This window comes from Thiocapsa imhoffii (assembly GCF_016583985.1).
Classification (GTDB): domain Bacteria; phylum Pseudomonadota; class Gammaproteobacteria; order Chromatiales; family Chromatiaceae; genus Thiocapsa; species Thiocapsa imhoffii.
This window is the reverse complement of record NZ_NRSD01000004.1, coordinates 1-18,608: the sequence shown is the minus strand read 5'-3', so window position 1 is coordinate 18,608 and position 18,608 is coordinate 1. Positions and strand designations below refer to the sequence as shown.

The 18,608-nt window shown below is 59.2% G+C and carries 19 protein-coding genes and 1 pseudogene; 9 read left to right on the top strand and 11 right to left on the bottom strand.

The features are described from left to right. Window positions 1–24: 24 nt before the first annotated feature. The 8 genes from rsxB to CKO25_RS05270 form a co-directional block, all read right to left on the bottom strand. Window positions 25–597, bottom strand: coding sequence for an electron transport complex subunit RsxB (gene rsxB, locus CKO25_RS05305; protein ID WP_200386890.1), 573 nt, complete (start codon window positions 595–597; stop codon window positions 25–27). A gap of 13 nt (window positions 598–610) precedes the next feature. Beyond that, complete coding sequence (gene rsxA / locus CKO25_RS05300; RefSeq protein ID WP_200386889.1) at window positions 611–1,192, bottom strand: electron transport complex subunit RsxA; 582 nt, start codon at window positions 1,190–1,192, stop codon at window positions 611–613. Between the two features lie 259 nt (window positions 1,193–1,451). Next, window positions 1,452–3,509 carry a methionine--tRNA ligase gene (gene metG / locus CKO25_RS05295; RefSeq protein ID WP_200386888.1) on the bottom strand — a complete coding sequence of 686 codons (2,058 nt, stop codon included), beginning with the start codon at window positions 3,507–3,509 and terminating at the stop codon, window positions 1,452–1,454. 314 nt (window positions 3,510–3,823) lie between these two features. After that, window positions 3,824–4,039, bottom strand: a complete 216-nt coding sequence (locus tag CKO25_RS05290; protein WP_200386887.1) for a hypothetical protein — start codon at window positions 4,037–4,039, stop codon at window positions 3,824–3,826. Window positions 4,040–4,120: 81 nt separating this feature from the next. Continuing rightward, a complete protein-coding gene (locus CKO25_RS05285; RefSeq protein ID WP_200386886.1) occupies window positions 4,121–6,139 on the bottom strand; it encodes a hypothetical protein in 2,019 nt (672 codons plus the stop codon). A gap of 43 nt (window positions 6,140–6,182) precedes the next feature. Further along, entirely contained in the window at window positions 6,183–6,521 is a 339-nt protein-coding gene (locus CKO25_RS05280; RefSeq protein ID WP_200386885.1) for a hypothetical protein, read from the bottom strand. A 92-nt stretch (window positions 6,522–6,613) separates the two neighbouring features. Next, on the bottom strand, window positions 6,614–7,495 hold the full coding sequence (locus tag CKO25_RS05275) for an Lcl C-terminal domain-containing protein (RefSeq protein ID WP_200386884.1): 882 nt from the start codon (window positions 7,493–7,495) through the stop codon (window positions 6,614–6,616). A gap of 366 nt (window positions 7,496–7,861) precedes the next feature. Further along, a complete protein-coding gene (locus CKO25_RS05270; RefSeq protein WP_200386883.1) occupies window positions 7,862–8,656 on the bottom strand; it encodes a hypothetical protein in 795 nt (264 codons plus the stop codon). A 96-nt stretch (window positions 8,657–8,752) separates the two neighbouring features. On the opposite strand from CKO25_RS05270, the gene CKO25_RS05265 reads away from it, so the two are divergent. Both CKO25_RS05265 and CKO25_RS05260 read left to right on the top strand, forming a co-directional pair. Then, window positions 8,753–9,037 (top strand): DUF4258 domain-containing protein, encoded by a 285-nt coding sequence (locus CKO25_RS05265; RefSeq protein ID WP_200386882.1) that lies wholly within the window; start codon window positions 8,753–8,755, stop codon window positions 9,035–9,037. Further along, window positions 9,034–9,234 (top strand): hypothetical protein, encoded by a 201-nt coding sequence (locus CKO25_RS05260; protein WP_200386881.1) that lies wholly within the window; start codon window positions 9,034–9,036, stop codon window positions 9,232–9,234. Before CKO25_RS05265 ends, CKO25_RS05260 begins: the two co-directional genes overlap by 4 nt. Window positions 9,235–9,527: 293 nt before the next feature. On the opposite strand, the gene CKO25_RS05255 is transcribed toward CKO25_RS05260, so the two are convergent. Together CKO25_RS05255 and CKO25_RS05245 are read right to left on the bottom strand one after the other, a co-directional pair. Beyond that, entirely contained in the window at window positions 9,528–10,646 is a 1,119-nt protein-coding gene (locus CKO25_RS05255; protein WP_242467436.1) for an IS91 family transposase, read from the bottom strand. Next, window positions 10,643–11,463 (bottom strand): annotated as a pseudogene (locus CKO25_RS05245) (tyrosine-type recombinase/integrase). The gene CKO25_RS05255 and the pseudogene CKO25_RS05245 overlap by 4 nt, the downstream one beginning before the upstream one ends. Window positions 11,464–11,689: 226 nt before the next feature. Between CKO25_RS05245 and CKO25_RS05240 the strand changes: the two are divergent. The 3 genes from CKO25_RS05240 (at window position 11,690) to CKO25_RS21050 (ending at window position 14,305) form a co-directional block, all read left to right on the top strand. Further along, window positions 11,690–12,406: an LEM-3-like GIY-YIG domain-containing protein gene (locus CKO25_RS05240; RefSeq protein ID WP_200387107.1), complete on the top strand. Its 717-nt coding sequence runs from the start codon at window positions 11,690–11,692 to the stop codon at window positions 12,404–12,406. Window positions 12,407–12,512: 106 nt separating this feature from the next. Next, entirely contained in the window at window positions 12,513–13,352 is an 840-nt protein-coding gene (locus CKO25_RS05235) for a restriction endonuclease (RefSeq protein WP_200386880.1), read from the top strand. Window positions 13,353–13,960: 608 nt separating this feature from the next. Then, complete coding sequence (locus CKO25_RS21050) at window positions 13,961–14,305, top strand: hypothetical protein (RefSeq protein WP_242467435.1); 345 nt, start codon at window positions 13,961–13,963, stop codon at window positions 14,303–14,305. 17 nt (window positions 14,306–14,322) lie between these two features. On the opposite strand, the gene CKO25_RS05225 is transcribed toward CKO25_RS21050, so the two are convergent. Further along, entirely contained in the window at window positions 14,323–14,826 is a 504-nt protein-coding gene (locus CKO25_RS05225; protein WP_200386879.1) for a hypothetical protein, read from the bottom strand. Window positions 14,827–14,962: 136 nt separating this feature from the next. Between CKO25_RS05225 and CKO25_RS05220 the strand changes: the two genes are divergently transcribed. The 4 genes from CKO25_RS05220 to CKO25_RS05210 all read left to right on the top strand — a co-directional run bounded on the left by CKO25_RS05220 (window position 14,963) and on the right by CKO25_RS05210 (window position 18,257). After that, window positions 14,963–16,687, top strand: a complete 1,725-nt coding sequence (locus CKO25_RS05220; protein ID WP_200386878.1) for a hypothetical protein — start codon at window positions 14,963–14,965, stop codon at window positions 16,685–16,687. 87 nt (window positions 16,688–16,774) lie between these two features. After that, window positions 16,775–17,605 carry a hypothetical protein gene (locus CKO25_RS05215; RefSeq protein ID WP_200386877.1) on the top strand — a complete coding sequence of 277 codons (831 nt, stop codon included), beginning with the start codon at window positions 16,775–16,777 and terminating at the stop codon, window positions 17,603–17,605. Window positions 17,606–17,694: 89 nt separating this feature from the next. Further along, window positions 17,695–17,865 (top strand): DUF6883 domain-containing protein, encoded by a 171-nt coding sequence (locus tag CKO25_RS22210; protein WP_503663878.1) that lies wholly within the window; start codon window positions 17,695–17,697, stop codon window positions 17,863–17,865. 173 nt (window positions 17,866–18,038) lie between these two features. After that, window positions 18,039–18,257 (top strand): DUF4926 domain-containing protein, encoded by a 219-nt coding sequence (locus CKO25_RS05210; protein ID WP_207162015.1) that lies wholly within the window; start codon window positions 18,039–18,041, stop codon window positions 18,255–18,257. Window positions 18,258–18,608: the final 351 nt, after the last annotated feature.

The following is an 18,608-nucleotide window of genomic DNA, read 5'->3' as shown; positions in this document are numbered from 1 at the left end:
GGCTGCCAAGGAGGTTCTCTCGAATCAGGCCGCCGCGGCGACGTGCGCCCGCGCGTCCGGGTGTTGCTCTGGCCGGCCCTCTGGATAAGGCCAACGCCAGCGCGGAATGTCGGTCGCGATGGGAACCATCCGAATACACTCGACCGGGCATGGCGGCAGACAGAGTTCGCACCCGGTGCACTCGTTGCTGATGACGCCATGCAACTGCTTGGCGGCGCCCACGATGGCATCGACTGGGCAGGCCTGCAGGCACAGGGTACAGCCGATACAGGTCTGCTCGTCGATGACCGCGACCGACGGGGGTTTCTCCTCGACTTCGAGCGGCGTGGGGTCGCGCCCGAGCAGATCCGCCAAGGCGAGCACGGTGGCTTCACCGCCGGGGGTACATTTGTTGATGTCGTCTTCGCCCCGGGCCAGTGCTTCGGCATAGGGGCGGCATCCCGGATGTCCACATTGCCCACATTGGGTCTGCGGGAGCAAGGCGTCGATCTGATCAGCGATTGGATTCCCTTCGACCCGGAAGCGGATCGCCGAGTAGCCGAGCAAGAGTCCGAGGACACCCGCGAGACCGGTCATGGCGAGGATGGCGATCAACATCGTGTGCCCGACCTCAATTCGCCACCAGACCCGCGAAACCCATGAAGGCGAGCGACATGAGGCCGGCGGTCACGAGGGCGATGGCACTGCCCTGGAAGGGTTCGGGGACGTCACCGACCGCGACCCGTTCGCGCATTGCCGCGAACAGGGTGAGGACCAGTGAGAATCCAATGGCCGCGCCAAAGCCATACAGCGTCGCCTCGATCAGGGTGTGTTCGGCCTGCAGGTTCAGCAACGCCACCCCCAGCACGGCGCAATTGGTGGTGATCAGCGGCAGGAAGATCCCCAAGACCTGATACAGCAAGGGGCTGGTCTTGCGCATGATGGTCTCGGTGAACTGCACCACCGCGGCAATCACCAGGATGAAGGCGATGATGCGCAGATACTCAATCCCAAGGGGCACCAGCAGATACTGATTGACGAGCCAGGAGGTCACCGAGGACAGGGTCAGGACGAAGGTTGTCGCGAGTCCCATGCCAGCGGCGGTCTCGAGCTTCTTGGACACGCCCATAAAGGGGCAGAGACCGAGAAACTTGACGAGCACGAAGTTGTTCACCAACACCGTGCTGATCAGAATGAGCGCGTATTCAGTCATGCTCGATTAAGGATGTGCGGCGACCGACAAGACGACATCAAGGCGCGTTGGGTGAATGCTGCAGGCGCGAAAGAAGCAGAGCATACGCCGTTGCGTTGGTTTGCGACAACCGCGAGACAGCATCGAGAAAGCAGGGTTATCCCATGCGCGGGAACGCACGGGAGCCGAACCGGTGAGCGGTACGATCCCCCGCGGCCCGTCTCGCCCCGCCCGCATGCCTCATGAGCAGCCGCTCGGGCAGCCTGACCGCGGGTCGGACTTAGCGAATGCGCATGCCGGGTTCGGCGCCTGTGTCGGGGCTCAGCAGGAAGATGTCCGCCCCTCCGGGGCCAGCGGCCAGTACCATGCCTTGCGAGACACCAAAACGCATCTTGCGCGGGGCCAGGTTGGCAACCACCACCGTGAGTCGATCGGTGAGCGCGGCCGGGTCATAGGCCGAGCGGATCCCAGCGAAGACGATGCGCGTCTCACCGCCTAGGTCCAAGTCCAGCCGCAGCAGCTTCTCGGCACCCTCGACGACACTGGCGGAGCGGATCCGGGCGACCCGCAGATCGATCTGGGTGAAGGTGTCGAGATCGATGGTCGCCGCGATCGGCTCGCGTGCCTGCGCGCCAGAGGGCGGGGACGCGGGTTCGGAGTGCTTGGGCGCGCTGCTGAGATCCTCTTTCGATGCGTCGAGCATGGCGGTGATCGCGGCTGGGTCCACCCGCGTCATCAAGGGTGTGAAGGGGGCGATCTCATGATCGAGCAAGGGTTCGGCGAGCGCCGTCCAGGTCAGCGGGGCGATGCGCAGGAACTGTTCCGCATCCGTCGCGGTTCCGGGCAGGACCGGTCGCAGATAGCCGATCAGGATGCGAAAGAGGTTGATACCCATCGAGCATGCGGCCTGAAGATCGGACTCACGCCCGGCCGTCTTGGCCAGAACCCAGGGCGCGTGCTCGTCGATGTACTGATTGGCGCGGTCGGCCAGGGCCATGATCTCCCGCACCGCCCGGCTGAACTCGCGCGCCTCGTAGGCGGCGGCGATTGAGACCCCCGCATTGATGAAGTGATCATAGAGGGCCGGATCGGCCACCTGGGAGGCAAGCCGTCCGTCGAAGCGCTTGGTGATGAAGCCCGCGCTGCGACTGGCGAGGTTCACGACCTTTCCGACGAGATCGGCGTTCACGCGAGCCGTGAAATCGCTCAGGCTGAGGTCGATGTCATCGACGCCAGAACCGAGCTTGGCCGCGAAATAATAGCGAAGATACTCGGGGTTGAGATGATCGAGGTAGGTGCGTGCCTTGATGAAGGTGCCCCGCGACTTCGACATCTTCTGTCCATCGACCGTCAGGAAGCCATGCGCATAGACGGCGGTGGGGGTGCGAAAACCAGCCCCTGCGAGCATCGCTGGCCAGAAGAGGGCATGGAAATAAATGATGTCCTTGCCGATGAAGTGGTAGAGCTCAGCGGCTGAGTCGCGCGCCCAGAACTGATCGAAGTCCAGCCCCGCGTCACGACCGCGCGGGCTGTCACAGAGGTTGCGAAAGCTCGCCATGTAGCCGATCGGCGCGTCGAGCCAGACATAGAAGAATTTGCCGGGATGGTCGGGGATCTCGAAGCCGAAGTAGGGTGCGTCGCGCGAGATGTCCCATTCCTGGAGCCCGGCGTCAAACCACTCGTCGAGTTTGTTCGCCACTTGGGGCTGGAGTCCGCCGCCCCGCGTCCACTGTCGCAGCATCGGCTCGAAATCAGCCAGGCGGAAAAAGTAGTGATCGGATTCGCGCTGTTCGGGCACCGCGCCTGAGATCGCCGAGCGCGGGTTGCGTAATTCGTTTGGTGAGTAACTCGCGCCACAGGCCTCGCAGTTATCGCCGTACTGATCCGGGGCGCCGCACTTGGGGCAGTCGCCCTTGATGAAGCGGTCGGGCAGAAACATCTGCTCAAGCGGATCGTAGGCTTGGGTGATGGTTCGTTTGCTGATGTGGCTCTGGTCGCGATTACGCTCGTAAATGAGGGTCGCGAAGTGGCGATTCTCCTCCGAGTGGGTCGAGTGGTAGTTGTCGAACGCCACGCGGAAGGCGGCGAAATCCGCCTGATGCTCGGCGGCGACGCGAGCGATCAGGGCCTCCGGCGTGATGCCCTCCTGACGGGCGCGGAGCATGATGGGGGTGCCGTGCGCATCGTCCGCGCACACGTACCAACAACTCTGACCGCGCATCTTTTGGAAGCGGACCCAGATGTCGGTCTGGATGTACTCGACTAGATGACCGATGTGGATCGGGCCATTGGCGTAGGGCAGGGCGCTGGTGACAAGGATCTTGCGGCTGTGGCTCATGACGCGGCTCGGGGGCTCGAAGCGAAGCGCTCAGTATCGCATGCGCGCTCGGTGAGCCCCAATGCTCCCGCAACGCGATTCAGGCCTGATTCACGAGGCTATGGATGCAGAGGCGGTCGACCGGGCCGCGAGGAATCTCGCGCGGAATCTTCAGCGCTCGGTTTGTCGCAACACCAGCATCGCGGCCATCACTGTCGCAAGGTCCTGAATCGGCTGTTGGAATCCAGCGATGTGGGATGATCAGAGCGGTAGCCGGCGAACCGCCGGCTGATCCGACGTGGATTAGAGCATGACGTGCGGGGCCGCACGACTGTTTAGCCCTCTGGGCCTGGGCCGCCTGGCGGTTGCGAGAAGGCCGATGCCCGCTTTGGCAGGGTCATCGTCAGCATGACCGGAGCGGTCCAGGCGGCGAGCGTGCCGAGCTTGGCCAGCGCGGCACGGCGGTCGGCATCGCTGGGGCGGTCGGCGGGGGCGTCAGTCGCCTCGGTGGGCACGGCGTCGCTGCGGTGGGCATCATGGGGCGCTGTCATCGTTGCGATCCTCTTGGGGTGGGCGTGGGCTGTGCGCCCAGCTGCCTGGTCACGGGCGGCTGGGTTGGTTCGGGTTGGACCTCAGCGCGCCGGCAGCACGCCGCCGAGGAAGCGCCAGGTGAAGGCGTGCGACCCGGTGGTGAGCGTGACCGGATAGCCGTTGGTGGCAAACTGCTTGGCGGTTGGGTTGATGATCTGTCGGGTACGGTGATCGATCAAGCGGCTGCGGCCGAGGACCGCGGCATCGCCCTCCCAGCGCAGCACCACCTGGCCGCCTGGGCGGTCGGCGCGGATCTCGAACGGCCAGTCGCCCGCTGGGAGTCCGGGGAGTACCCGGCCCCGCGGACCGAGCCGCTGCGCGGCGCGAAAGTCGCTGGCATAGTCGCCGGCACGCGCGCCCCAAGCGGGACGGGGGAAGACCAGGGTCAGCCAGGGTGCAGCATAGGGGGGCAGTTCGATCAGGTCGTGCTGATCGGGGCCGTCGAGCGCGGTCAGGAGTTGGCCGAGCACATTGTTGTGGTCCTTGAAGCCGGTGGCCGGTTCGTCGACCTTCAGGCGCACGAACCATTCGCGGCCCTCGAACCGTGCCTGCCGATGCGCGGCGTGCCGCGCGTCCTTGGGCTCGAGGCTCTGGGTCCAGATCCCTTCGGTGACCAGCAGGTCGAAGTCGGGGTTGCGCGCGCTTGGAGCGGGTCCCAGTGCCGGTTGGCGCGCCCAGCCGCGCAGCGGGCGCTCCTCCGGGCCGCGTCCGGGCAGCACCTCGCCCACGGCCCAGCGGCCGCCCGGATCGGCCGCCGCCGTGGGCAGCAGCCAGTCGAGCAGGGCGTGGAACCAGGACGAACCGCGACCGCTGTCAGAGCCGGCCAGATGCGTGCTATCGAAGGTCTGCGTCTGGCTCAGATCGAGATCCAGCCGTGCCGGGATCAGCAGCTCGACCGTTTGATTGTGGGCACCAGGTAGGACGTTGACCCAGAACGAGGTGAAGTAGCGCAGTTGGCCCTCCATGCCTGGTGTCGCATCGGCGTAGGTGTCGTAGCTGTTGCCGTTCCAGAGCCAGATCTGGTTGGAGAGGACGGGTGGATTGGCCGCGTCGTCGCCGAGTCCCGCGGCTTGGCTGGGGGTGTAGATCGCGCCGCTACTGCCGCCGACGCGTACGCGCACCTTCGCCCAATCGATCGGATAGGGGAAGGGGTTGCCGACCAGGTTGTAGCGGTTCTGCCCGGGGACGGTCTGGACCGGCACGGCCACGCAGCCGTTCGGCGAGGTGCAGCCTTGTCCTTCCGCCACCGGAGTTGGGGTCCCTGTGACCTCGAGCCTGTCATTCCATGGTTGGATGTAACTCTTGAACCAGTAGCCGGCTCCGGGGACCAGTGCCTCGGTGCCCGGCAGCATGTCATACCGGGACGGCGTGCTCGTGACCGTGCGTTTGAACAACGCCCAACCGGTGTTGGCGACGCTGTAACCGCTCGTCGGGAGATCGGTCAGTGAGCCGTCGCCGAAGGTGCCGGCAACGGTCTCGCCGCTCGGCAGGCAGGGCAGCGCCAGCATGTGCCAGGACTCCGGGGTGTAGTCGATGCCAGAGCCACAGACCTGCCCGATCGTGGCATAGGGGGCGAAGCGCACCCAGCCAACGTTCTCGCTCCAGGCGTAGCCGTCCAGATCGCCGGTCTCGACCTTGGCCGTGACGCCACCGTCGGTGGGTCCGAAGTTGATCCAGCCGGCGTTCTCGCTCCAGGCATAGCCGGAGAGGGCACCGGTGAGGCTGTCGCGGTTGACGCCGTAGTTGGTGGCGGTGCTATTCCCATAGGTGTGCGGCCCACCCCCGGTATGGGTCCCGAGGCGGATCCACCCGAGGTTCTCATGCCAGGCATAGCCCTCCAGGTGGTCGCTGTAGATCTGGGCATCGCCACCGGTGGCCTTGAGGTTGAGCCAGCCGGCGTTCTCCGACCAGGCGAACTGGGCGCTGGTGGCGATCTCGGCCGCCACCAGGGGGACGCTGAGTGTTGCCAGCAGGGCGGCGGTCAGGGCCGTGATCGCGGTCCCGGGCCGACGGGGTGCGCATGCCGGGACGGCGCCGCGCGGGGAGGTCATTCGCGTCATGGCAGGATGCTCCGGGGCAAGGACAATGGGCGGATGGGCGGGATCATGGCTGGTGAGTGGTGGCAGAGGCAGCGCCGAGCCGGACAGGTCGCGCCGACCACGTGACGGTTACGACCCGCTCGGCGATGCGAGCGAAAGGGCGCCCGGTCTCGGCGATCCAGTCGATCGGGTGCGTGCGGCTGCGCAGCCAAGGTGCCAGCGCCTCCCGCCGGGATGTCTGGATCGTCAGTCCGGTCACCGCAGAGACGGCGCGGGCGTCCTCGTCCATCACCGGCATGAAGGCAGCCGTTTCGTCGGGCTTGGCCTGTAACAGCAGCAGGCACCCCGGCAACTTGACCTTCAGCGCCCGATCACGTGCGATCAGTTTCTCGGACATGACCATGTTAAACATCCAGTTTTAGCCGCACTCCGCGCGGCACGGGGGACCCCCAGCACCCCCCCATAAGGGTCGAAGCGCGCAAAGTGTCCAAGGGTCTATTGTCCGCCTCGCACCGGCCAGACATAGTCGCCGGAGAACGACTTACCCATGGCGACGACAATGTTGGTTTGGACGGTCCAGGCGAGACTGGGATCGGCCGCCACGGACGTGGACGACCAATAGCGGTCCGACCGCACGCCGGAGAACGGCCCAGGCGAGCCTCTCAAGATCTGTTCAGGATTCGTCGTCAGCGCCCTGAGCTCACTCAAGGTCGGCAAACGCCAGTCGCCTTCCACCGAACCATCGCTCAATCCAGCCTCGCCGCTTTTAAGGAGGCCAGCGCGCGTGTGGGCATCGTCGTTTCCCGACGAAGCGCGCCATGGCTTTTGCCCGCCCCAGCCCGCGTCCTTCAGCCACACCAGACAGCGCCCCTTGGTCTTGCCATCCACCGTCGCGCCCAACAGGTCCGTCACCGTGCCGTTGCCGTTGTCGCACCAGCGGGTCCCTCCATTGGCGGCATTCCAAATCGTGCCACTGTTGCAGTTGCACGGAGCCGCCCCGGAGGTGGCGGTCCCCGTTTGAGGCCCCCAGCCGGTCTCTGTCAACCCCCAGAAGGTCTTGCCGCTGGCGACATCCGCCGCGCTCGCACCGGCGGCGTCCACCGCGGGCATCTTGTTCATGATGTCATCGAGCGTGTGCATGGTCCCCGCGCTCGGGCCGCTGGCCGGCTCGCTGAAGCCGCCGCTGCGCTTGGCTCCGGCAGTCCCGTTCTCGAGCCGCTGGTAGAGGTCGTCGAGGGTATAGAGGGCACTGCCCGTTGAGGACGGCGCGGCTGGGGCATCCAGCGAACCGGCCTGCGCGCCCGTCGCGCCGAGGACCAGGCCGACAGCGGCCAGGAGCAGCCAGCGGTGAAGGGGGGTGTGGGGAGTCTGGGACATGCGTCATCTCCTCGAAGCGTGGTGTGCTAAGCAGGATCCGCGACAACGTCGATGGCCGGTTCGGACGGATCCTCTGCATCCGGGTGTGCGTCCGGACGAGGCCCGAAGTGGGCGATCGACGGGCGGGAGCGCGGTGCCCGAAGGGTGCGGGCGCGCCGCCTGGGTGAAGCGACCGCGCGTGGTAGCAGGATAAGGTAACGGCAGAGACCTCGGCAGCGCCCCCAGCCAGGCTCAGCGGTCCGAGCAGGCTCGCGGCCCCCGGGGTCTCAGTGAAACATCCCGGGCTCGGCCGCGCTGCATGATCATGCGGCGGCTTGTGTCGCGGTCGATCTGGGTCGTCGAGGGCATTCGCATCCGTGATCCAGCCTACGGATCTTTCGAGACCGTGCTGCGCTGGAAGCTAGCCAATCCAGGGACTTGCGTCAATTCATGTGAGTGCCTCCAAACAGAGAAAAATCTGAACGGTGAGGACGGATTTGTTTTCGGGTTGCCGCGCTCACGAAGGGTCAAACGATAGGGCGACCATTGATGGGTGACCAAGCGCTTGGCGTGCTCGAAAAGCGACTTGGCCGCACGCTCCGTCCAGGCAAACGTGGCCGGCCGCCTTCGCAGAACAATGACCCGAGACAACCAACATGAGTGTAAATGGGACGGTGTCACCGTAATTTTGTTCGAATGGTTCGCGCCCTGTCTTCCAGGATCGGAAACGCCGGTGCCGAGCGGCCGAACCGCGGGACGCCGATGGACGTTGGATCGGCACCGTCCTCGGCGCTCATGGCCGTCCTGCGCGCGATCGTCGCATGCTCCTTGCTCAGGGTCCGCTGCCCCTCCCACCAATAGCCCCCAATCGACCCCTTTCCCGGCAGGAACTTGCGCCAGGTCAACCAACAGCAAGCGCAAGGCATCGACGATCTGACCCATCTGCCATTCGGTGAGATCGGAACGTGCCGACATGCGTCGCAGGTCGTCCGTGACCTGGTCCGCCGTCAGCGCCCACAAGGCCGCCGGCTTGAGGTTCTCCAGGAAATCCTCGACCCGTCGGACGTACCATTGACGGAACTTCGCCGGAACCTGACACCGGATCAGGAGATCCAGGTAACGGTCCCAGTTCGACGGTGCGCCGCCCTCACGGCGCGTCCGCGTGGTGTTGACGTCAGGCATCGTTAGGCTACTCTTGCGCTAGACTGCATGCAGTCTAGTACACGGAACGACGCATGCAACCTAGAACATGTTAGCCGTGAACAAGGCCAGGGAGTCATGAACATACGTTTTTTCATCGATCCTCAAACAGATGCACCGCACATCTATAAGCACCGTGTCTCTGAAGAGGAAGTCGAAGAAATTTTAGTGAATCCCGCAGAAGATCGGCCAGGTAAAGACGATTCGAGGGTTGTCCTTGGGCGCACGCTTGCTGGAAGGTTCTTGCGGGTCATCTATGTTCCCGATCCAGAACCAAAAAGCGTCTTCGTTATCACAGCCTATGAAATCACGGGCAAGCCGTTGACAGCATTCAAACGCAGACACCGGAGAAAACCTAGATGAAACAGAGTGCTTTTCCTCCAGGGTGGGACAGCAACCGAGTCGCCAAGATCCTAGCGCACTATGAAACTCAGACGGAAGATGATGCGCTCGCCGAAGACGAGGCCGTATTTGAGATGGATGGTCAAACAATGATGGAAATTCCCACAGTGCTTGTGCCAGAGGTAAGGGCACTTCTAGCAAAGCACAAAGCAGCGTAAGGCTAACGAATAAGGTTAGATCGTCCGAGCGCAGTGAGCGACGATCTGAACCGTTTGTTGGACGAGCCCGGTATCGTGGCGCTGTGGGGAGATCGAAAATAGTTTTTGCGAGGTCGATGGAGCCCTGGGCTCGGATGCCGACGAAGACCTCGCCGCGCGCCGTTTGTGGCTCGCCATTGCGGCGAGTTCAGCTGCAGAGACGGCCTGAACGGGCGCTGATGGCCGAATTCAGGCCGAGCGCGGTCCTCGACCCATGGAAACCGACATCCGGGGGATGGCGCTCGTCGCGGCGGTTACATCACCGGGGTCTCGCTCGCCGCGAGGTTCGGGATGACCGGTACTCGGGGCGGTTGTGGAGTCAGACCGGTTTGCACGATGACCATGGCGGCCCCGCAGCATGGGAATGCCAGTCGAGGCCGCGGTTTCAGGTGCGCGATCAGGCGTTTCGGATCGAGTCCGAAGAGCCACTGCAGGACCGCGATGGCGCGCTTGCTGTTGGGATGCAGAAAGCCGAAGTTGCGGACCCGGCGAAAGCCTTTGGGCAAGACATGCCGGAGCAGCAGGGCGAGGAAGTGCGCCCCCGGCAGGGTGCGGTATTCGAAGCGCTTGTGCTTGGCATGACGGTAGCGGAAGGTCACCTGGCCGTTCTCGCAGGCAACGATGTCCTTCTCCTGGATGACACCGCGATAGAGGTAGCGCCCCAGATAGACCAGCGCCTTCTCGCCGCGGCCGACGTTCTTGCAGTCCACGACCCAGGTCCCGGGCACGCCCGCGGGCAGCACCAGCCCCTCGGCGGCGATCGCCGCGAGCAGCTTGGCGCGGAAGACCTTGGCCAGGGCCTTGTGGTTGAAAAGATAGCCGCGTTTGGCGCGCTTGGTGCGCCAGCGCTTCTTGTCCGGATCAATCGCCGCGGCGGGCACCACCAGGTGGACATGGGGATGAAAGTCGAGTCGTCGCGAATGGGTATGGAGCACCGCAATCGCCCCGGCCTCGCCCTGCAGCTGTGTGTCGTTGCGCACGAACGTGCGCAACGTCTCCCAACTCGCGCGGATCAGGTGATCGTAGAGCGTCTGCTGGTTGGCCCAGACCAGCGCGCGCAGCGCCGCGGGGACGGTCAAGGTCAGCAGGAAATAGGTTGCCGGCACCTGCTTGGCGAGCTGTCGCTCGAGCCATTGCTGGCTCTCGTGATGCTGGCAGTGCGGGCAGGCACGATGGCCGCAGGAGTGCGGGACGAGCTGCGTGTGGCCGCAGTCCCTGCACTGCGCCCGCATCAGGGGGCTGGCCGAGGTGCGGCAACTCTTCAGGGCGTGCAGGGCGTGCAGGGCGTTGAGCTGACCGGGCAGGATCGTCTCGCCATACGCGGCCCGATAGTCCGCCTCGAAGGTGGCGATGATGGCGGAGAGCAGGATCATTTCACGCCCCTCCAGTGGATGGAGAAGCCGCTCATCAGGTCATTAATGGCCTGCTCGGCGTTGCCGCCGGTGCGAGAACTCAGGTGGGTGTAGCGGGCGGTGGTGAGGATGGCGTGATGACCGAGGATCTTCTGGACTTCCAGCAGATCGACACCGGCCTCGATCAGATGAGTGGCATCGCTGTGACGCAGACTGTGGGGCGTGATCTTTTTTTAAGCCCGCACGCCGCGACGACCTGGCGCAGGGCCAGCTGCACACCGCCGCGATCCAACGGGGTGGATGCCGAGGCTGCGGCCGCGCGTCCGCCCGTGCGATTGGGAAACAGCAGCACCGGATTGCGATGCAACCGCCAGAAGCGACGCAGCACCTCCAGCGTCATCGTCGGCAGGGGCACGAAGCGGTCCTTGTTGCCCTTGCCCGCGCGGATGTGCACGCGCCGGCGCGCCGCATCGATATCGGCGACCGTCAGCGCCAGCCCCTCGCCGAGGCGCAGCCCGAGGCTGTAGAGGGTGAAGAAGAACACGCGGTAGCTGAGCATCCGTGTGGCCTCGATCTGTCGCCGGGCCTCCTCGACCGTGACGATATCCGGCAGGCGCTGTCCCTTGGGCGGCTTGACCAGATCCACGCTCACCCAGGCCTTGCGCAGCACGTGGGCGTAGTCGAACTTCAATCCGTAGAGGTCGAGTTTGACGGCACTCCAGGAGTGGGTTTCGAGCCGATCGGTTAAATAATCCAGCAACTGCTGTTCGGACAGATCGTCGATACAGCCGTCAAAATAGGCACCGACCGTCCGCACGGCGCACGCGTAGGCTTCGATGGTCTTCGGTTGCAGACCCTTGAGCCGAAGGTGCTTGAGATGCGCCTCGTAGTGGCGCTCGAATTGCTCTTTGCAGGAGACTGATATGCTGGGGTAACCTCATGATGTTGATAAGAACACCCCTCGCGAGTGAGGCATGAGGTGACATTCTAAGGCCGACGCCGGGCTTCCTCCGCGTAGCGGCTTCGTCCAACGATGGCCTTCAGTTGAATCGTTTTCGTCGGATGTGGCGCAGAAGCTCAAGACGTATGTCTACAGGCTCATCGATCCGCGGAATGGCGAGACGTTCTACGTGGGCAAAGGGAAGGGCAATCGGGTGTTCGCGCACATCGGCGCCGAAGGGCGCCTGGATGGCGACGAGATCGACAACAAGCTGAAGCGTATCCGGGAAATCCGTCTCGCTGGCTTCGAGGTCGGCCACGTCATTCACCGGCACGGCATGGATGAGGCTACCGCCTTGGAAGTCGAAGCGGCCCTCATCGACGCGTACCCGGGTCTGACGAACATCGCGGGGGGAGCAGGCGGCAACGACTACGGGGCCATGCACGCCCGGGAGATCGTTCGTCGCTATTCCGCCGAACCGGCTGTGTTCCGGCACAAGGCGCTACTCATCAGCGTCAATAGGAGTGCGGCGGAACGATCCCTTTACGATGCTACGCGGTACGCGTGGAAGATCGACAAGAGAAAGGCAAAGCAGGCAGATGTCATCCTCTCAACCATGCAAGGAGTCATCGTCGGTGCGTTCATCGCGCGCGATTGGCTGGAGGCGACGGCAGCTAACTTCCCCGGTCGTGCGGAAGGGGTTGGTGTTCCAGGCAGGTTCGGCTTCGTCGGCGAGGAGGCGCCCGCGGACCTAAAGAAGATCTACGTTGGCAAGCGGGTCCCAGATGAGTACCGGAAACCCGGTGCAGCCAACCCGATCAAGTACACTTGGAAGAAGTAGGCCGATGACCGAGAGACCGAATCCGCCGAACAACAGCATGCAGCGGACGGCGCTACGCGCCGCCGCTGATGCAGAGCGTTAGCTACCGAAACCGAATCTCATACACATGAAGCGCACCAAAGGACCCAAGTTTCTGCGTTTCGCCCTGCCGGTTCTGGATAGCCTCAGAGCCCTTGGTGGCTCGGGCAAACCAGCTGAGGTCACTGACGCTGTCATCGAGTCACTCGCTATACCAGAAGAAGAACAGCAAGAAACAACCAAGAACGGTAATTCTCGGGTAAAGAATCAGATCGCCTGGGCCAGATTTTATCTGGCGAAAGGTGGACTCATCGATCCATCCGAGCGCGGCATCTGGCGGCTTACGAAACAGGGAGAAACCGCGAAACTGAGCGTTGACGACGTTTATGAAATGTTCAAGTCCGTGCAAGGCGAAATGCATATAAAGGTTGCCGGACACGAAGACGCCGATGCTATCATCGATGACTTGGAGCACGAAACAGACCTGCTAAATGTGCTTCGTTCACTGTCACCGGAGGGCTTTGAACGAATATGCCAACTTCTTCTTCGAAAGTCTGGGTTTGAAAAGGTGGAGGTTACAGGTCGCTCGGGTGATGGTGGAATCGACGGACATGGTCTATTGGAACTCAACCCCTTCGTTAGCTTTAAAGTTCTTTTTCAATGCAAGCGATATACAGATCGTCCGGTCTCCGCATCGCACGTCCGCGATTTCCGCGGCGCAATGATGGGGAGAGCGGACAAAGGCATCATTCTGACGACCGGACAATTCACATCCGATGCCCAGAAGGAAGCTAGGCGCGACGGCGTTCCCCCCATAGAAATGGTTAACGGAGAGAAGCTTGTGTCAATGTTTGAACACCTGCAGCTAGGCGTACGCCCGAAAACAGTTTTTGAGATTGACAGCAAATTCTTCGACGAGTACAGATAGCTATACTCTATGTATTTACTATTTGCGTTTTTCTATCACCTGAAACTTCGATGTCAAAAGAGTTTCGAGAGATTTAAGATTGCTGGTGGTAGTGCTATTAATACACCCCATGATCGCAGCTTTGAATTTGGGAAAGGTTTCGTAGTATCGAGAATATAAAACTTGTTCCTTGACGTGTCGCCAAAGCCGTTTAATCAAATTTAAGTTTGGTGGAGTTACGGTGACACTTTACTATTTACACCATCTCCCTCTCGGCTTATGCCTAGCGCATGTCTCGGCTCCCACGCATCATCGTCCCCGGCATTCCCCACCATGTGACGCAACGTGGGAACAGGCGCCAGCAGATAGACATGGAAGACGACGACGATGCGCTCTACAGAGATTGGCTCGCCTAGGCGTGTCGATCAAACGGCGTGGACGTCTGGTTCTATTGCCTGATGCCAAACCATGTTCACTTGATTCTCGCGCCTTCTGACGACACCGGACTGTCCCGCGCCGTCGGCGAAACGCATCGTCGATAGAGCGGGTACATCAACGCACGATTGCGCGTCACTGGCCATTTGTTTCAAGGGCGATTCGGTTGCGTGGCCATGGATGAACCACATTTGATGGCAGCGTTCCGCGACGTGGCTTTGAATCCCGTCAAGGCGAGGCTGGCTGCGACGGCTGCCGACTGGCCTTGGTCCAGCACGCCAGCACATCTCCGGCGCCAGGACGATGGCTTGGTGACGGTTTCTCCCCTGCTGGATCGCGTCGATCGTGTCGCGGACGTCTTGGAGGAACTAGCGGATCCTGAACCGGTTGCCGCGCTCACGAAGGGTCAAACGATCGGGCGACCATTGATGGGTGACCAAGCGCTTGGCGTGCTCGAAAAGCGACTTGGCCGCACGCTCCGTCCAGGCAAACGTGGCCGGCCGCCTTCGCAGAACAATGACCTGAGACAACCAACATGAGTGTAAATGGGACGGTGTCACCGTAATTTTGTTCGAATGGTTCGCGCCCTGTCTTCCAGGATCGGAAACGCCGGTGCCGAGCGGCCGAACCGCGGGACGCCGATGGACGTTGGATCGGCACCGTCCTCGGCGCTCATGGCCGTCCTGCGCGCGATCGTCGCATGCTCCTTGCTCAGGGGCCGCTGCCCCTCCCACCAATAGCCCCAATCGAACCCCCTCCCGGCAGGAACTTGCGCCAGGTCAACCAACAGCAAGCGCAAGGCATCGACGATCTGACGCATCTGCCATTCGGTGAGATCGGAACGTGCCGACCTGCGTCGCAGGTCGTCCGTGACCTGGTCCGCCGTCAGCGCCGACAAGGCCGCCGGCTTGAGGTCCTTCAGGAAATCCTCGACCCGTCGGACGTACCATTGACGGGACTTCGCCGGAACCTGACGCTGGATCAGGAGATCCAGGTAACGGTCCCAGTTCGACGGTGCGCCGCCCCCACGGCGCGTCCGCGTGGTGTTGACGTCAGGCATCGTTAGGCTACTCTTGCGCTAGACTGCATGCAGTCTAGTACACGGAACGACGCATGCAACCTAGAACACGTTAGGGTTAAAAATGCGATTTCGTAGCCTTCACAAATGGAAGTCCGATCCGTCTTTAGATGGCTTGGTGTTTTTTGCCCAGCGGATGGACGAACTTTTATTTGACTACACATTAGATAGCTATAAGCCATCAGCTCTCAATGCTCCTTATCTGTGCTCAGAAGCACTTCGTCTTATTGAAGACATTGATAACAAAGTCATTGAGGGAGCAAATTTAAGCCACGTTCTACGGGAGTTGGAGTGGAGCATCCAGAGCGACAAGCTCGCCAAATCTCTGTTGGATATCGACCTAAGTTATTACATCGTCCACGATGAAGACACTCCGCTATCGGAAAAACGAAAGCGTCTTGAAGCGCTTTCTCGAACCATCGGGCCTTCAAGGTACTTGGCGAAATGCAAGGAAGCATTGGCGCTACAAATCGACTTAAAGAGTAAGAAACATATCGATCAGTTGGCTCGCACTTTTGCAACCACGTTGATTAATATTGGCTACAGTAAATCTTTCCTCTACAAAACGACCTTAGATTTCTTCTTTCTCGGCGATGAGCCCAAGATCGAATCAACCAGCGCGCTAAAAAACTACTTGGAGTTTTTCAACGGTAAGATCCATTTCTATGAGGCTCTGTTTCTTGTTGATCCGTTGATCAAAACAGTTTCAGAGTCCGTTCGCGCCTTCAATGTCGAGGTGTTCGATGAAATTCCCGAAGAATATTCTGAGGCGGCAGAAGAGCACCATTTTGAGAAGGATGGTGAGTTTGAAAATCATGAATACGTTCTGATTAAGAAAATCAGAGCATTTGATCACCAAACAGCTCGATCTGGAGCGGAAAGAAAGATCGATAATCTTAGTGACCTGTATTCGCTCTTTTACCATAAGAGCCAAATATCCTGGAGGCGGGAATCTCTAATTTTCCGAAAATGCTGCGATAAATCCGCAAGTCTTGAAGGGCCTCACAAGGGGGCAATGGAGAAGGGCTTTGACTACAAACCAAAAAAAGCCGCAAGGGAGCTAAATCGCCTTATTTCTTCCTTCGCCATGCACGACGGGGGCAGCTTTCAAAAATTCAATCGCGTCGCTGATCTTCACGGAATCTGTATTTCAAATGATGTCGTTGAAAATCAATTGGTGAATTTATGGACAGCTATCGAAACACTTGTTCCTTCACATGTAGGAGGGAACAAGATTGGATCGATAATTAATTTCATACTTCCATTTGTCGTCGTTGGGTACATTCAAAGAGTAATCGAAAGATTTGTTGCGGATCTCTTCCTATGGGATAAGAATATCACACGAAAAACTCTTAATAGAGTGCCGAACTCTCACGGCCGAGACATATACGAACGCACATTGTATCTGCTTGCTCTTGAAGGTAACCAAGATCTAAGAAGTGGCCTTTATGCATCATTGAAAGATTTTCATCTGCTGCGATACCGCGGGTTCGCTCTTTCCGAGATGCTATCAAGTGCAGAGAATGTTAAGGATATTATTGCGCTTCACAAGAAAAAAGTCTCATGGCAGATACGAAGAATGTATCGAACAAGAAACCTAATTGTTCACTCGGGAAGAACCCCGAAGTACACAGAAACACTGATCGAGAACGGGCATGATTATTTAGATCAGATGATGGAAGGAATCATGCGTTATTCATGTGGTGATTACAAAACGCAAACTTTGGAGCAAGTATTTGAGCTTGCAAAGATCAAAGAAATTCAGTTTGAAAGAACGCTCTCGTCAATAACTGAAATAAATGAAAAGAACATTGCGTTTTTATGCGGCCACGAAAAACCCTAACAATGCCGTAAGCGTGGACGCATTTTTCGTTCGCTGCGCTCACTACAAATACGCCAGTTACGGCTGGCGTTATACAAGAGGGGTGTAATGCCTCGATTATCAACCAAATTGGAAACTTTAAGAGCGCTTTTCGCCCGCTCAGGCAACCAGTGCGCGTTTCCAGGCTGCACTCACCCTCTGGTAAATGGTGACAACCTTTTTATCGCACAGGTGTGTCATATCGAAGCGGCGAGCAGCGGCGGAGAGCGATTCAACCCTAACAGCGATGATGAATACCGTCGAAGCTATGAAAACCTGATTCTGCTGTGTTACCCCCATCATATCGAAACAGATGACGTTGACCGATATCCGGTGAAAAAACTCAAAGAAATGAAGCTGGATCATGAGCTACTATTTGAGAAGTCCAGCTTTAAAATCGATGAAGCCGTCCTTTATAAGCTCAAAGATCAAATGGACGAGTATTGGGAAAAAATCGAGCGTGCCAACAAGCTAGAACATGTGTTCCAGGATTCTGGTTTGGCTATGGAGGTCAACGGCAAGGCTAGCTTTTTTGAAGTGATGCAAAGCGCGCATGATGCGATTGCCGGCATCGAGCATTTGCTTGAGTCATTCCATAAAAGCGACGAAAGTTTGCTTGAAGATTTGCGGGCTATACTCGAAAAGTGCGGTTTGGATGCCACTCCAATTGACGCGATTCCTTACTACGAAAATCCTTTTTTCAACCGGAACTGGGAATATCACAACCTAGGATCGGCAAATTGGCTGCAGCGAATACGCATTGATCTAGTGCATCTCGAAGTGAAGTATCTTGAGGAGTACTTGATCACTAACAGCGATGATCTTAAAGCCAAGAACAGACTGGAGGAGCTAAAGTCTGTTCTAAAGGAGTATGCAAGAAATGCGATGCATGTCGACTGATCTGTATAACAAGTTGCTCCACGCGGATAAATTACTCGCTGCGCTCCTAATTTACCGGTGAGCAAAGCGTTATGTCTTGAAGAGCTGAAGTGAAAGTCCCGAACGCAGAATACGCAGTTGTCGACATCCGGAAACTCACCGACTACTGCCTGAACTACGAACACCCAAGAGGCAAACATAAGGCACGGGTGTTTCTCTCTGCTCTGGGAATGACTGGCAGCAACGCACAAGAACTTGCGGACACATTGCTACAAAAGTAATCACGGTGGATTGTGCTATTGGCATAGTGGATGAGTACGGTACTCGATACATTGTTGACTTCACTTACGCCAGGGGCACCAAGGAAGCAATGGTAAGGAGTACATGGATCATTAAGTTGGGCGAGAAAAGACTTCGCCTTACATCCTGATACGTGTTATGAGGCCGATAGATCATGTCAAACAAGATTAAAGAGCTGGATGTGGTTGCCTCACTACGAGATCTGCCAGAAGCAAGATTAGTCAAGGGACAAGTGGGAACTATCGTAGAAATGCTTGGAGATTCCGCCTACGAGGTCGAGTTTTGTGGGGATGATGGAAGAGCATACGCGATGCTTGGAATCAAAGAAGAAGATTTGATGCTCCTTCACTATTCGAAGGTCGAGGCTGCGTAAACAAGAAAAACATAACAATCGCGTAAACGCCGACGAATTTTTCGCTCGCGATGCTCGCTACAAATGGGCGGGTTACGTGAAACGTTATGCCACAAAAAACGCAACCAGACGTACTTGCGATTGAGCGATCATGAAGGAAGTTGTTTGGACAGATTATTTCGAGTACAGAGTGAAACTTCGTGGATTCGATCTGAAAAAGTTGAAGAAACGAAAACGGGGACAGACCCTGAGGTATCCCCAATAAAACGCCATTAGATACAATGTACTAGAGAAGCAATCTATAGAGAAAATGAACATGCATGGGGTTTGATGGTCCACAACGGGCGACCAAACCTGCGGAGGACCCCCCAT

Coding starts and splice junctions, on each gene's coding strand:
- CKO25_RS05265 (WP_200386882.1), top strand. CDS start 8,753: ATGAACATACGTTTTTTCATCGATCCTCAAACAGATGCACCGCACATC.
- CKO25_RS05280 (WP_200386885.1), bottom strand. CDS start 6,521: ATGGTCATGTCCGAGAAACTGATCGCACGTGATCGGGCGCTGAAGGTC.
- CKO25_RS05275 (WP_200386884.1), bottom strand. CDS start 7,495: ATGTCCCAGACTCCCCACACCCCCCTTCACCGCTGGCTGCTCCTGGCC.
- CKO25_RS05255 (WP_242467436.1), bottom strand. CDS start 10,646: ATGATCCTGCTCTCCGCCATCATCGCCACCTTCGAGGCGGACTATCGG.
- CKO25_RS05210 (WP_207162015.1), top strand. CDS start 18,039: ATGTCAAACAAGATTAAAGAGCTGGATGTGGTTGCCTCACTACGAGAT.
- metG (WP_200386888.1), bottom strand. CDS start 3,509: ATGAGCCACAGCCGCAAGATCCTTGTCACCAGCGCCCTGCCCTACGCC.
- CKO25_RS05235 (WP_200386880.1), top strand. CDS start 12,513: ATGAAGCGCACCAAAGGACCCAAGTTTCTGCGTTTCGCCCTGCCGGTT.
- CKO25_RS05225 (WP_200386879.1), bottom strand. CDS start 14,826: ATGCCTGACGTCAACACCACGCGGACGCGCCGTGGGGGCGGCGCACCG.
- CKO25_RS05260 (WP_200386881.1), top strand. CDS start 9,034: ATGAAACAGAGTGCTTTTCCTCCAGGGTGGGACAGCAACCGAGTCGCC.
- CKO25_RS05270 (WP_200386883.1), bottom strand. CDS start 8,656: ATGCCTGACGTCAACACCACGCGGACGCGCCGTGAGGGCGGCGCACCG.
- CKO25_RS05215 (WP_200386877.1), top strand. CDS start 16,775: ATGCCTCGATTATCAACCAAATTGGAAACTTTAAGAGCGCTTTTCGCC.
- rsxA (WP_200386889.1), bottom strand. CDS start 1,192: ATGACTGAATACGCGCTCATTCTGATCAGCACGGTGTTGGTGAACAAC.
- CKO25_RS05290 (WP_200386887.1), bottom strand. CDS start 4,039: ATGACAGCGCCCCATGATGCCCACCGCAGCGACGCCGTGCCCACCGAG.
- CKO25_RS21050 (WP_242467435.1), top strand. CDS start 13,961: ATGGCAGCGTTCCGCGACGTGGCTTTGAATCCCGTCAAGGCGAGGCTG.
- rsxB (WP_200386890.1), bottom strand. CDS start 597: ATGTTGATCGCCATCCTCGCCATGACCGGTCTCGCGGGTGTCCTCGGA.
- CKO25_RS05285 (WP_200386886.1), bottom strand. CDS start 6,139: ATGACGCGAATGACCTCCCCGCGCGGCGCCGTCCCGGCATGCGCACCC.